At 71.0% G+C, this 13,057-nt stretch carries 10 protein-coding genes; 3 read left to right on the plus strand and 7 right to left on the minus strand.

Going from position 1 to position 13,057, the window contains the following annotated elements; all coding sequences use genetic code 11:
- Nucleotides 1-68: 68 nt before the first annotated feature.
- Both E1269_RS20160 and E1269_RS20165 read left to right on the plus strand, forming a co-directional pair.
- Complete coding sequence (locus tag E1269_RS20160; protein WP_131897873.1) at nt 69-797, plus strand: maleylpyruvate isomerase family mycothiol-dependent enzyme; 729 nt, start codon at nt 69-71, stop codon at nt 795-797.
- Nucleotides 798-808: 11 nt separating this feature from the next.
- The gene (locus E1269_RS20165; protein ID WP_239000972.1) at nt 809-1,468 is read left to right on the plus strand and encodes an MBL fold metallo-hydrolase; all 660 of its coding nucleotides are present in this window, start codon (nt 809-811) and stop codon (nt 1,466-1,468) included.
- Nucleotides 1,469-1,630: 162 nt separating this feature from the next.
- Here E1269_RS20165 and E1269_RS20170 read toward each other — a convergent pair whose 3' ends face one another.
- The 3 genes from E1269_RS20170 to uvrB form a co-directional block, all read right to left on the minus strand.
- Complete coding sequence (locus E1269_RS20170; RefSeq protein WP_131897877.1) at nt 1,631-2,770, minus strand: TerC family protein; 1,140 nt, start codon at nt 2,768-2,770, stop codon at nt 1,631-1,633.
- A gap of 214 nt (nt 2,771-2,984) precedes the next feature.
- Nucleotides 2,985-3,365, minus strand: coding sequence for an MmcQ/YjbR family DNA-binding protein (locus E1269_RS20175; protein ID WP_131897838.1), 381 nt, complete (start codon nt 3,363-3,365; stop codon nt 2,985-2,987).
- A 109-nt stretch (nt 3,366-3,474) separates the two neighbouring features.
- A complete protein-coding gene (uvrB, locus tag E1269_RS20180; protein ID WP_131897840.1) occupies nt 3,475-5,586 on the minus strand; it encodes an excinuclease ABC subunit UvrB in 2,112 nt (703 codons plus the stop codon).
- Between the two features lie 98 nt (nt 5,587-5,684).
- Between uvrB and E1269_RS20185 the strand changes: the two genes are divergently transcribed.
- Nucleotides 5,685-7,163 (plus strand): AAA family ATPase, encoded by a 1,479-nt coding sequence (locus E1269_RS20185; protein WP_131897842.1) that lies wholly within the window; start codon nt 5,685-5,687, stop codon nt 7,161-7,163.
- 7 nt (nt 7,164-7,170) lie between these two features.
- On the opposite strand, the gene coaE is transcribed toward E1269_RS20185, so the two are convergent.
- From coaE to pgfA, 4 genes are all read right to left on the minus strand, one after another.
- Nucleotides 7,171-8,349 carry a dephospho-CoA kinase gene (gene coaE, locus E1269_RS20190; protein ID WP_131897844.1) on the minus strand — a complete coding sequence of 393 codons (1,179 nt, stop codon included), beginning with the start codon at nt 8,347-8,349 and terminating at the stop codon, nt 7,171-7,173.
- Nucleotides 8,350-8,359: 10 nt separating this feature from the next.
- Entirely contained in the window at nt 8,360-9,052 is a 693-nt protein-coding gene (locus E1269_RS20195) for a hypothetical protein (protein WP_131897846.1), read from the minus strand.
- A 320-nt stretch (nt 9,053-9,372) separates the two neighbouring features.
- The gene (rpsA, locus tag E1269_RS20200; RefSeq protein ID WP_131897847.1) at nt 9,373-10,851 is read right to left on the minus strand and encodes a 30S ribosomal protein S1; all 1,479 of its coding nucleotides are present in this window, start codon (nt 10,849-10,851) and stop codon (nt 9,373-9,375) included.
- A gap of 311 nt (nt 10,852-11,162) precedes the next feature.
- Nucleotides 11,163-13,031: a cell envelope lipid trafficking protein PgfA gene (gene pgfA, locus E1269_RS20205; protein WP_131897849.1), complete on the minus strand. Its 1,869-nt coding sequence runs from the start codon at nt 13,029-13,031 to the stop codon at nt 11,163-11,165.
- Between the last annotated feature and the right edge of the window lie 26 nt (nt 13,032-13,057).

The raw sequence follows: 13,057 nt of genomic DNA on the forward strand, positions 1-13,057 counted from the left end.
CGACACAGTCGCAGCGACGGCCGATGCGGGCTAGGTTCGAACCCGTGCCAACCGTCAACGCCGAACCGATGTCTCATGATTCCGGCGGCGAGCCGACCGCCGGACCGGTGACCGCCGCGAGCGACCGCCTCATCGCGACCGCTGCGACCCTGGACGACGCCGGCCTGACCGCCGCAAGTCTATGTCCGGGATGGACGCGCGCCCACGTCCTCACGCACGTCGCCCGCAACGCCGACGCGCTGACCAACCTGCTCACCTGGGCCCGCACCGGACGCGAGTCGCCCATGTACCCCAGCCGCGAGGCCCGCGACGCCGACATCGAGGCCGGTGCCGACCGGTCGCTCGAGGACATCCTCGGCGACCTGCGGACCACGGCCGAACGCTTCGTCCGGGCCGTCATGGAGATGCCCGACGACGGCTGGGAGCGCCAGGTCCGCCGTGGTCCAGGCGCCACCGGCGACCCTCTGCCCGGCCGGCGCGTCCTCTGGCTGCGACTGCGCGAGCTGGAGGTCCACCACGTCGACCTCGACGCCGGCTACACCCCCGCCGACTGGCCGGACGCGTTCGTGCGGCGGGCCCTGGGCGAGACCGTGCGCGCGTTCACCCGCCGCGATGACGTCCCACCCGTCACCCTGGACGTCGACGGCGTCGGCGTCGAGCACCTCGGCGCGGAGGCACCGGTCACCGTCAGCGGCTCCCCAGCGGCGCTGCTGGCCTGGCTGACCGGCCGCTCCCCCGGCTCCGACCTGCGCGTCGACCCCGCCGGCGGCCTGCCGGTGCTGCCGGCCTGGCTGTAGCGGGAGGTGCCGTGGGCTCCTACACCGGACACGTGCGGCCGGGCGGGACCCCGGGTGTGCACGAGCTGGCTCACCTGATCATGACGAAGCTGTCCGTCGGCGGCTCCTGGGACAACAACGTCTACCTGCTGCGCTGCCGCTACTCCGGCGACCAGCTCGTCGTCGACGCCGCCGCCGAGCCCGAACGCATCGTGGCCACCTGCGGCGACGGGCCCGTTCGGTACATCGTCACCACCCACAGGCACGCCGACCACTGGAGGGCGCTGTCCGCCGTCGCCGCCGGCACCGGCGCCACCACCGTGGCCCACGGTGACGACGCGCCCGCCATCGCCGTGCCCACGGCGCAGGAGGTGCGCGACGGCGACCTGCTGCGGTTCGGCGACGTCGAGCTCGAGGTGATCCACCTGGCCGGCCACACACCAGGCGGCATCGCCCTGCTCTACGACGACCCCACCGGCCCGCCGCACCTGTGGACCGGCGACTCCCTCTTCCCCGGAGGTGTGGGTAAGACGGGTTCGCCCGAGGAGTTCGCGTCACTGCTCGCCGAGGTCACACACAAGCTGTTCGACCGGCTGCCGGACGAAACCTGGGTGTACCCCGGCCACGGCGACGACACCACCATCGGCCGCGAACGGCCGCACCTGGCGCAGTGGCGCGCCCGCGGCTGGTAAGGCGCCCGAAAATGATCACGTTCACCACGACATCTCGTGTCGCACCACCCTTGTAAGCCTGGTGGAGCGTGGAGAATCCTGGTGCGGCGCGGCTCAGCTGCTCGCCGAAGCCGACATGAGCCACCACCGGCACCGGCCTTGAGCCGGTGCCGGCGGTGAGCGTCAGCGGCGATGGTCCTCCGCCGGCTCGCCGGCGCGCTCCGTGTCGCCGTCGCGACCGGCGGCGTCGGACTCGGCACCCGTGTCCTGAGTACCGTCGACGGCGGCCGGCTCGTCGGTGGTGGCGGCCGAAGCGTTGGCTCCGCCGCCCACGGCCTCGGCCTTGCGCTCGTCGCTGCGCGACTTGAGCAGGCTGGCCGCCGTCGTGACGAGCAGCGTTCCGACGATGACCGCCAGCGACAGCCAGATCGGCACCTCAGGGATGCCGTGCATCGGCTCGCCGCCGTTGATGAACGGCAGGTTGTTCTCGTGCAGGGCGTGGAGCACGAGCTTGACGCCGATGAACGCCAGGATGACCGCCAGCCCCGCGGACAGGTAGACCAGCCGTTCCAGCAGGCCGCCGATGAGGAAGTACAGCTGGCGCAGACCCATCAAGGCGAAGATGTTCGCGGTGAAGACGATGAACGCCTCCTGCGTCAGCCCGAAGATGGCCGGGATCGAGTCGACGGCGAACAGGAGGTCGGCCGAGGCGATGGACAGGAAGACGATGACCATCGGCGTGTAGAGGCGCTTGCCCTCGACCTGGATGCGCATCTTGATGCCGTGGTACTCCTGCGTCATCGGCAACACCCGCTGGGCCCGCCGGACGACCGCGTTCTCGTACTCGTCGTCGTGTTCCTCGTGGTGCACCTGCTGGTTGGCCAGCCTGACCGCGGTGTAGATGAGGAACGCGCCGAACAGGTAGAACACCCAGGCGAACTGGTTGATCAACGCCGCGCCGAGCAGGATGAAGACGCCACGCATCAGGATGGCCGTCAGGATGCCGAACATCAGCACCGACTGCTGGTACTGCCGGGGCACCCGGAACTGGGCCATGATGATGACGAAGATGAACAGGTTGTCGACGCTGAGGCTGTACTCCGTGAGCCAGCCGGCGAAGAACTCACCCGATGCCTGTCCATGACCGACGAACATCAGCACGATGCCGAACACGACGGCCAGGCCGACGTAGAACGACACCCAGAGCCCGGCCTCCTTCATGGACGGAGCATGCGGCCGGCGGGTGACGATCAGCAGATCGACGACGAGGAGCAGGGTCAGAACGACGAACGTTCCGACTTCGAACCAGACAGGCAGGTTCAACACGAAGACAGAGTCCTCTCCGGTGAGCTGACCGCACAGCGGATGCTGCGCGCAACCGGAGGTCTCGTCCGCCCGGGATCACCGGGCCGGCGGCACCGGGAAGCCCCCCGGGTAGGGAGCATCCGTGATGACGATGCCACCGCGTCGGGAGTACTCCCCTCCACGCCGGACCCAGTATATTTCACCGCCCCCCGGGGGGACGCAATCTCGCAGGTCACAGCCGGCCGTGGGGCGGTGCGGTGCCGCGCGACGGCCCCACAGCGGGGCGGTGGCGCTTGGGGAGCTTGGCGACCACGGTCTCGTAGGACTCGTCGATGGCCAGGCGGAGCTCGTCGTCCGGGATGGCGCCGCCGACGCGCAGGGTGTTCCACCCGGAGCGGCCGATGTAGGCCATGACGGTTGCGTCGTCCGGATACCGGGCCAGCCATTCGTCGGCATCGTCGCGGTCGCGGCCGCATTTGACGCCGATGCTCTGCTGGCTGGTGCCGAAGAAGGCGAAGATCTTGTCGCCCACCTTCGCGACGACGTCACCCTCCCAGGGCTCGTCGCGCCAGGCACCGGGCTTGGCCAGGCTGTAGGCCAGGAAGTCGGTCATCGCCCTGCCCCGGCCGCCGCCGCCCCGCGCGCCCGTCCCCACACCCGGCACAGCGCGCCCGGTCCCGGCGCACCAGAGCAAAGCGGACCCACGCCGAGCGCGCCCGGGCTCACCGGACGCCGGCCTCGTGCATGCCGCGCAGTTCCCGCTTGAGCTCGGAGATCTCGTCGCGCAGCCGGGCCGCCAGCTCGAACTGGAGCTCTGCCGCGGCCGCGCGCATCTGGTCGCTGAGCTGCTGGATGAGGTCGGCGAGGTCCGCGGCGGGCATGCCGGCGAGGTCGGCGGCGTGCTTGCCGGCGCCGCCCACGCTGGCCCGCACCCCGGGCACCGGCGACTTGCCGCGGCTGGCAGCCCGGCCGGAACCGCCGATGAGCGCCTCGGTGTCGGCGTCCTCGCGGGCGAGCATCTGGGTGATGTCGCTGATGCGCTTGCGCAGCGGGGTCGGGTCGATGCCGTTCTCGCGGTTGTACGCCAGCTGCTTCTCGCGCCGCCGGTTGGTCTCGTCGATGGCGTTCTGCATGGACGGCGTGATGGTGTCGGCGTACATGTGCACCTGGCCGGAAACGTTGCGCGCGGCTCGGCCGATGGTCTGGATGAGCGACGTGCCCGAGCGCAGGAAGCCCTCCTTGTCGGCGTCCAGGATGCTGACCAGCGACACTTCCGGGAGGTCGAGGCCCTCGCGGAGCAGGTTGATGCCGACCAGCACGTCGAACTCGCCCATCCGCAGCTCGCGCAGCAGCTCGACCCGGCGCAGGGTGTCGACCTCGCTGTGCAGGTAGCGCACCTGGATGCCGCGTTCGAGCAGGTAGTCGGTGAGGTCCTCGGCCATCTTCTTGGTCAGCGTGGTGACCAGAACGCGTTCGTTGCGCCCCACCCGGAGGTTGATCTCGTGGATGAGGTCGTCGATCTGGCCCTTGGTGGACTTGACCACGACCTCCGGGTCGACCAGGCCGGTCGGCCGGATGATCTGCTCGACGACGGTGTCGACCTTGTCCAGCTCGTACGGGCCGGGCGTGGCGGACAGGTACACCGTCTGGCCGATGCGCTCGAGGAACTCCTCGAACCGCAGCGGCCGGTTGTCCATGGCGCTGGGCAGGCGGAACCCGTGGTCGACGAGGGTGCGCTTGCGGCTCATGTCGCCCTCGTACATGCCGCCGATCTGCGGCACGGTGACGTGCGACTCGTCGATGACCAGCATGAAGTCGGACGGGAAGTAGTCGAGCAGACAGTTCGGCGCCGAGCCGGGAGCGCGACCGTCGAGGTGCCGCGAGTAGTTTTCGATGCCGGAGGTGAAGCCGACCTCGCGCATCATCTCGATGTCGTAGGTGGTGCGCATGCGCAGCCGCTGCGCCTCCAGCAGCTTGCCCTGCCGCTCCAGCTCGGCCAGCCGTTCGTCCAGCTCGGTCTCGATGCTGCGGATGGCGCGCTCCATGCGCTCGCGCCCGGCGACGTAGTGGGTGGCTGGCGCGACGTAGGTCTCCTGCTCCTCGCGCATGACCTCACCGGTGAGCGGATGCATGGTCATGATGCGCTCGATCTCGTCGCCGAAGAACTCGACCCGCACGGCGAGCTCGTCGTACATGGGGATGATCTCGAGCGTGTCGCCGCGGACCCGGAACGTGCCGCGGGTGAGGTTCTGGTCGTTGCGGGTGTACTGGACGTCGACCAGCTCGCGCAGCAGCCCCTCGCGGTTCTTCTCGTCGCCGACCTTGAGGTGCACCATGCGGTGCAGGTACTCGTCGGCCGAGCCCAGGCCGTAGATGCACGACACGGTGGCGACGACGATGACGTCGCGGCGGGTGAGCAGCGACCAGGTGGCGGAGTGGCGCAGCCTCTCGACCTCCTCGTTGATCGAGGAGTCCTTCTCGATGTAGGTGTCGCTCTGCGGGACGTACGCCTCGGGCTGGTAGTAGTCGTAGTACGAGACGAAGTACTCGACCGCGTTGTTCGGGAACATCTCGCGCAGCTCGTTGGCGAACTGGGCGGCCAGCGTCTTGTTCGGGACCAGCACCAGCGTCGGGCGCTGCAGCCGCTCGACCAACCACGCCGTGGTGGCGCTCTTGCCGGTGCCGGTGGCGCCGAGCAGCACGACGTCCTTCTCGTCCTGGCGCACGCGCCGTTCCAGCTCGTCGATGGCCGCCGGTTGGTCGCCCGACGGCTCCCACTCGCTCACGACCTTGAACGGCGCCACCGTCCGGGTCAGCTCCTCTGCCGCACGCATGCCTCCCACGGTATGCGCTCCCACCGACAACGTCCTCCTGGCGTCGACACGGCACCGCTACGCTGCACGTGATCCCGCCCCCAGACTCGGAGCGCCTCATGGACGACGAGATCCGACGGTTCGCGACGACGTTCCGCACCTTCCTCGATCAGGTGGTGCACCAGGTCGCACTGGACGGCGGCGACGGCGAGCCGCTCTTCGCAGCGCTCGAGGCCCACCTGGGCACCGACCCTCGGCGGTTGCCCGTCGTCGTCGAACCACTCACCGTCTTCCGCTATGCCGATGCCGACATCGCCCTGGAAACCCTGGCGCAGCACCACGGCGGCCGTCGCCTCGCCGGTCTCGGCGGCGGCGAGCAGCGTCGGCACTCGTCGTTCGGAGAGATCGTGGAGCGTGCTGCGACCTTCGGTCGCTACCCGTTGGGCGCGGTCGACTACATCCGGCTCCCCACCGGTCCGGGCTCCAGCCGCAACGTGGTGTCCTTCGGGCTTCACCTCCTGCGCTATCGCGACACGCCGGTGGCCATCCTGCAGCGGGCCGTGCAGCGGCAGTTCGGCCGCGAGCGGCCGGAGCTCGAGGTCATGGCCGGCGACGACACAGTCGTATCGGCCTTGCTGGCCGAGGTCCGTCGCTTGATGGCCGAGCACAGCGTCCTGCGCGGCAAGGTGATCGCGCTCAACCCGTCGGAGTTCGGCCCGTCCTCCGAGGAGGTGACGTACCTGCCGCGTCCGGAGGTGCCCGCCGACCACGTCATCCTGCCGGACGGACTGCTCACCAGAATCGAGCGCCACCTCGTCGGCATGGACCGGCACCGTGACGTCCTGCGGGCGGCCGGTCAGCACCTCAAGCGCGGCATCCTGCTGTTCGGCCCGCCCGGCACCGGCAAGACCCACACCATCAACCATCTGATGTCGGCCAGCCCGGGCACCACCGTCATCGTCCTCACCGGCCGCGCGTTCCGGCTGATCCAGGTGGCCGCCGAGACGGCGCGCGCACTGGCTCCCGCGGTGGTGGTCCTCGAGGACTGCGATCTCATCGCGGAGGACCGAAGCCTCTCGCGCGGTCCGCAACCCCTGCTGTTCGAGATGCTCGACGCGCTCGACGGGCTGGCGGCCGACGCCGACGTGGCGTTCGTGCTGACCACCAACCGGCCCGACCTGCTCGAACCTGCTCTGGCGCAGCGGCCGGGTCGGGTGGACCTCGCGGTCGAGATCCCGCTGCCCGACCTCGAAGCCCGCCGCCGCCTCAATCGCCTCTACGCGCGCGACCTGCCGCTCAGCCCGGCAGCGCTGGACGCCGCGGCGGAGCACGCCGAGGGAACCACCGCGTCCTTCGCCAAGGAGCTGATCCGCCGTGCGGTCCTGGTCGCGGCCGAGCTGGGCTCCACCGTCAGCGACCAACACCTCGCCACGGTGCTGGACGAGCTGCTCAGCGACTCCGAGGCGCTGACGCGCAGCCTGCTCGGCAACAACCAGCCCGGCGACGGAGGCCCCGCGGGCCACACCGCCGCCTATCCCGGTGCCGGCAGCGCCGGTTCGACCGAGGTCCGTCGGATCACCCGCCGGGACTGCGACTGACGGACGCTCACGGCCGCCAGCCGGTGCGCTCTGCCCACTCCTCGGCCCGGGCGAGCGCCTCGTTGATCCACGGCGTCTTCGTCTGGGCGTAGACGTCGACGGAGTCGTGCGGCCGGGCCGCCAGCTCCCGCTTGAGCGCCGCGTACTCGTCGACGGCGTCGGCGTGGGCCCGCAGCCAGTCGCGCAGCAGCAGGCCGTCGCGCCAGGCCGGCGACGACCGCTGACGGATATGGCAGTTCACGGCGCGGCCGGGGTCGGCGTTGCAGGCCATCGCCTTGTCGCGCTCGACGCCGTCGCGGTCGACGTCCCACCAGCGGTCCGGCGCCCGGACGAGGCCGGCCTCGACGAGGTCGTCGGCGACGGCGGCCGCCGTCGGCAGGTCCTCGACCACGACCTGCAGGTCGACGACGTCCTTCGCGGCCAGCCCGGGAACCGACGTCGAGCCGGTGTGGTCGACCCGCACCGCGCGGTCGCCGGCCGCCCGCCGGACCCGCTCGACCAGCCGCCGGCCCTGCTCGGCCCAGGTGGGGTCGGGGTCGGCGATGATCGCGTGCGCCGGCCGGGGTGCGCGCGTCCCCGCCCGCAGGTTGGCCGCGAACGGCCGCAGCCGCCGCTCCCACAGCCGGTCGACGACTGCGTACGTGGCCGCCACGTCGCCGGAATTGTCGATCCACACGTCGGCGGCGGCGCGCCGCTGATCGTCGGTGGCCTGGGCACGGATGCGGGCCAGCGCATCCGTCTCAGTCATGCCGCGGTCGGCGACCAGCCGCCGCAGCCGTGTGTCCTCCGGTGCGTGCACGACCAGAACCAGCGGGAACCCGCTCGTGAGGCCGTTCTCGACCAACAGCGGGATGTCCTCGACGACGACGGCGTTCGCGCCGGCCCGCGCCACGAGCTCCTGGCGGCGCCCCGCCACCAATGGGTGCACGATCGCGTTCAGCGCCCGCCGTCGTTCGTCGTCGGCGAAGACGATCTTGCCCAGCGCGGGTCGGTCCAAAGCGCCGTCCGGCGTCAGCACCTGCGCCCCGAACTCCGCCACGACGGCTTCCAGCCCTGGCGTGCCCCGCTCGACGACCTCGCGCGCGAGCACGTCAGCGTCGATGACCGTCGCGCCCCGCTCGGTCAACCGCCGCGCGACCACCGACTTGCCGGCTCCGATGCCGCCGGTCAGCCCGACTCTCAGCACGGAGGTGACCTTATCCGGTCGGCGTGGGGGTGGCGGAAGCACCGAGCAGGTGCGCGGCGAGGTCGACCAGCACTACCGGCTCGGCCGCCGCCGGGACGACACCGTGCCGCAGCGTGATGACGTACGTGCGGACGTCGTCGGCGGCCACGAACGAGATGTCCTCGGCGTCGGACAGCAGGAAGCCGTCGCGGCCGGCGACCGGCTGCGCCTGCACGGTCCCACCGGCGGCCTGCGCGGCGTCGACGGTCGGGTCGATGCGGCCGGCCGCGGTCTCGGCGTCGACGTAGCCGCTGACGGAGATCTGCAGCGGCACCGGCGGCGGTGTCGGCGGCGCGCTCTGCCCCGGCGGCACCTCCGGCACGCCGTAGCTGCAGGTGAGCCGCCCAGTCCGGCCGGAGTCGGGCAGGAACTCGTCGTTGTAGACGCGGACCGTCTCGCCCTGCATGGGCGCCTGGAGGATCTGCGCGACCTCGCCGGCGCTGGCGAGGTCACCGCATTCCTCCGGGACGCCGGTGGTGGACCCGGGCGACGGGGTCGGGTCGCCGGCCTGCGTCGGGTCGCCCGTGCCGTCGGCCCCGGTGGACCCGCCCGGTGTCGGCACGACCGGCACCTCGGGGTCGTCGTCGTTGGAGCAGCCGGCCAGCAGGAGCATCAGCGGCACGGCCACGGCCAGGGCGGCCGCCCGGTGGTGTCTGCTCGTCACGAGCACACCGTAACGCCCGGCGCTGCCCCGATCACGCAGGCGAACCGGTGCCGCGACGCGCGGCGTCATGCCGTCGTCGTCCCGCTCTCCCCCATTGATCCGCGACACCACCAGGCGTTCTCGCGCTCCACCAGGCTTGCAGGCATGGTGGAGCACTCACAATCCTCGTGATGAGGCGCCCGGTGACGGCCGGACCATGGGCAGCAGGGCGACGGCGAACCCCTTCACCGCGAGTGAGGCAGGGGAACGCGGAACGGCCCCGGTGCCGTCCTGTGGACGGGACCGGGGCCGTTGCCGTTCGTTCAGCTGCCGGCGGGACCTCAGTTGCCGGTGAGCTTCTCCCGCAGCGCCTGCAGCGCCTCGTCGGACGCCAGCGTGCCGGCGCCTTCCTCGGGCTGGGCGGAGGAGTACGAGGACGGGCTGTCGACCTTCGCCTCGGCGTCGGCCTCCTGCGCGTTCTCGATCTGGGACTTGTGCGCCTCCCAGCGAGCGTGGGCCTCGGCGTACTGCCGCTCCCACTCCTCGCGCTGCTTCTCGTACCCTTCGAGCCAGTCGTTCGTCTCGGGGTCGAAGCCCTCGGGGTACTTGTAGTTGCCTTGGTCGTCGTAGTCGGCGGCCATGCCGTACAGCGTCGGGTCGAAGTGCTCGGCGACGTGCGCGGCGGTGTCGCCCTCGTTGGCCTGCTTCAGCGACAGCGAGATGCGGCGACGCTCGAGGTCGATGTCGATGACCTTGACCATCACGTCCTTGCCGACCGTGACGACCTGCTCGGGCACCTCGACGTGGCGCTCGGCCAGCTCGGAGATGTGCACCAGGCCCTCGATGCCGTCCTCGACGCGGACGAACGCGCCGAACGGGACGAGCTTGGTGACCTTGCCGGGCACGATCTGGCCGATCTGGTGGATCCGGGCGAACTGCTGCCACGGGTCCTCGAGGGTGGCCTTGAGCGAGAGGGACACCCGCTCGCGGTCCATGTCGACGTCGAGCACCTCGACGGTGACCTCCTGGCCGACCTCGACCACCTCGGACGGGTGGTCGATGTGCTTCCAGGACAGCTCCGAGACGTGCACCAGGCCGTCCACGCCACCGAGGTCGACGAACGCACCGAAGTTGACGATCGAGGAGACGACACCGGAGCGGATCTGGCCCTTCTGCAGCGTCTGCAGGAAGGTGGAGCGCACCTCCGACTGCGTCTGCTCCAGCCAGGCACGGCGGGACAGGACCACGTTGTTGCGGTTCTTGTCCAGCTCGATGATCTTGGCCTCGATCTCCTTGCCGACGTACGGCTGGAGGTCGCGGACCCGGCGCATCTCGACCAGCGACGCGGGAAGGAAGCCACGAAGACCGATGTCGAGGATGAGGCCGCCCTTGACGACCTCGATGACGGTGCCGGACACGACCCCGTCGGCCTCCTTGATCTCCTCGATCTTGCCCCAGGCGCGCTCGTACTGGGCGCGCTTCTTGGACAGGATCAGGCGTCCCTCCTTGTCCTCCTTCTGCAGGACGAGGGCCTCGACGTCGTCACCGACGGACACGACCTCGTTCGGGTCGACGTCGTGCTTGATTGACAGCTCACGCGAGGGGATGACGCCCTCGGTCTTGTAGCCGATGTCGAGCAGGACTTCGTCCCGGTCGACCTTGACGACGGTACCGGAGACGATGTCGCCGTCATTGAAATACTTGATGGTCTCGTCGATCGCGGCGAGGAAGGCTTCCTCGGACCCGATGTCATTGACCGCGACCTGCGTGGTCCTGGGGGCCGTCGAGGTAGGCGTCTCGGCCTCGATGCTGCTCGTCATGTGGAAGGGGACTCCGGACAAGGGTTGGTTCTAGCTCCATTGCGCCAGGACCCTTGGATCGCTGTGCCATCACCGACCAGGACCTGAATACCTGTGCCGCCATCCGACAGTAACGAGCGCGAGCCTGCTCCGTCCGAGGTCGCACAGGCCCACAGCGCACACATAGGCTACCCGGCCGTCCCGACCAGGGTCAATCGAGATGAGGTCGCGGATTGATCACGACCGCTCTGGTCGCATCCAGCATACCGATCCCCGCGCAACGGTGTGGTCGGCCGGTCCCGCACCCGTCCGGCCCACGACGTCGCCGCTGGTCAGTAGCGATGCACAGGGCCAGTGGAGTGGCCGTCCTCGTCGAACTCGTCGAAGACGTCATCGTCGTCGTCGCGGCCAGCGCGGGCCGGACGGGGCTCCGCCGCGGGCGGTCCGTGCTGCTCGGTGCGCGGTGCGGGCCGCCTCGGCTCGTCCTCCGGAACCGGCTGCGGCGCCGCGACAGGGCCCTGCTGTGGCTGTGGCTGTGGCTGTGGCTGCGGCTGCGGCTGCGGCTGGACCACCGGCCGCCGTGGGTCCTCCTCCGTCGGCGGCCACGCCAGTGGTTGCCCTACGTCTGGCTGACCTGGTCGCGTGGCCGGCTGAGGAGTGGGCGCCGGCTGAGCGTCCTGCTCGGCCGGCCGAGCTCGGCGCGTCGGTCGCGCCTGCGGCCGAGCCCGGCGCGCCGGTCGCGTCTCCGGCCGTGCGGCGGGCGCCTCCTGGACGGCAGGCGCCGCATCCTCGGCAGGCACCGCACGAGCGGCCGGCAAAACCTCAGCGGCCGGCACCGGCTGCGCCGTGGGCGGCTGCGCCGTGGGCGCCTGCGCCGTGGGCGGCTGGGCGATGAGCGGCTGGGCCGCCGGCTGCGGTCGCTGCGCGAGACCGCGTCGTTGCAAGGGCGTGCGCTCGTCGGGCGGCCGGGAGACCGCCGCTGGCGCAGCGGCCTCAGTGGCGCGCCCTCCGGCCGGCTCGGCGTCCCGCCGCCCGGCCGGCTCGGCGTCCCGCCGCGCGACCGGCTCGGCGTCCCGTCGTGCCGGCGCCTGCGGCTCCCGGCGCGCGTACGCCTGGAGGTCCCGCCGACCGTCCGGCTCCGCGCCGTGGGCCGATACGTACGCCGCCGGTTCACCCATCCCGCCGCGGGTCGCAGCCGGCGCCGCGGGCCCGTCGGCATCGGCCGCCTCGAGCAGCGCGCGGCGCCGGCCCCGGTACGTCCGGCGCGCCAGCACGAAGCCGAGGACGACGAGGGCGGCACCAGCCGCGAGCGCCGCCACCGGCCCCGTCGTGCGCACGATCTGCAGGGTGCGAGCCGTGCCCCTGTACTCGTCGACGTTGGCCGTGACCTGCTCGGGCGTGTAGCCGATGGTGCCTTCGACGATGCTGGGTCCCGGCTGGCCCTCGTACTCCAGGTAGCTGTGCTGTTCCTCCTGGCTATCGATGATGGCGCCGGTGCGCGGCTCCACCCACAGCGTGCGCGTGTTGGAGTAGACGCGGTCGGCGACGACGGCGCCGCCGACGCCGAACAGATAGCCGGGTACCTCGAGCGCAGCGACCGGCGTGGGCTCGATCTCCTGCACGAACCGGTACACGTCGAGGCCCTCGATCGTGGTCTCGCCGTCGAACTCCAGCGGCCGGGTGTCCTGGATGGCGGAGTCCCAGAAGTCGTAGTCGCGCTGCTCGGTGCCGAAGGGGAGCTTGAAGAACTGGCCGGTGTGATCGACCTCGACGCGGTCGGCCCGCTCGCCGCTGGGGGTGTAGAACTGCCCGTGCCCGTCGACGGCCTCGCCGGAGAAGCGGTCGAAGGCGACCCGCTCCTCGAGGTAGGACAGCACGTTCTCCTCGGGGGTGGCGCCCTGGCCCAGCTCGTCGTAGGTGGTGACGCTGGTCTCCCAGACGGCGACGTCGTCGGTGCCGGCGCTGGTGTCGGGGACGATGCGCCGCACCGAGCGAACGTCGGTGGTGAGCTCGATCTGCCCCTGCTGCGACAGCACGGCGCCGAGGTCGAGGACGGCGACGTCGGTGCCGGCGGAGACGCGCTCAGCGGACTCGTCGGGCACCACGGCCATCCGCGGGTAGGCGTACCAGCGGGACAGCGGCGCCAGGACCAACAACAACACGCCCAGTCCGACCAGGACCAGGCCGATCGAGCGCCGCATGAATCACCTTTCTCGTCCGCTGCTCC

This window comes from Jiangella asiatica (assembly GCF_004349065.1).
Classification (GTDB): Bacteria; Actinomycetota; Actinomycetes; order Jiangellales; family Jiangellaceae; genus Jiangella; species Jiangella asiatica.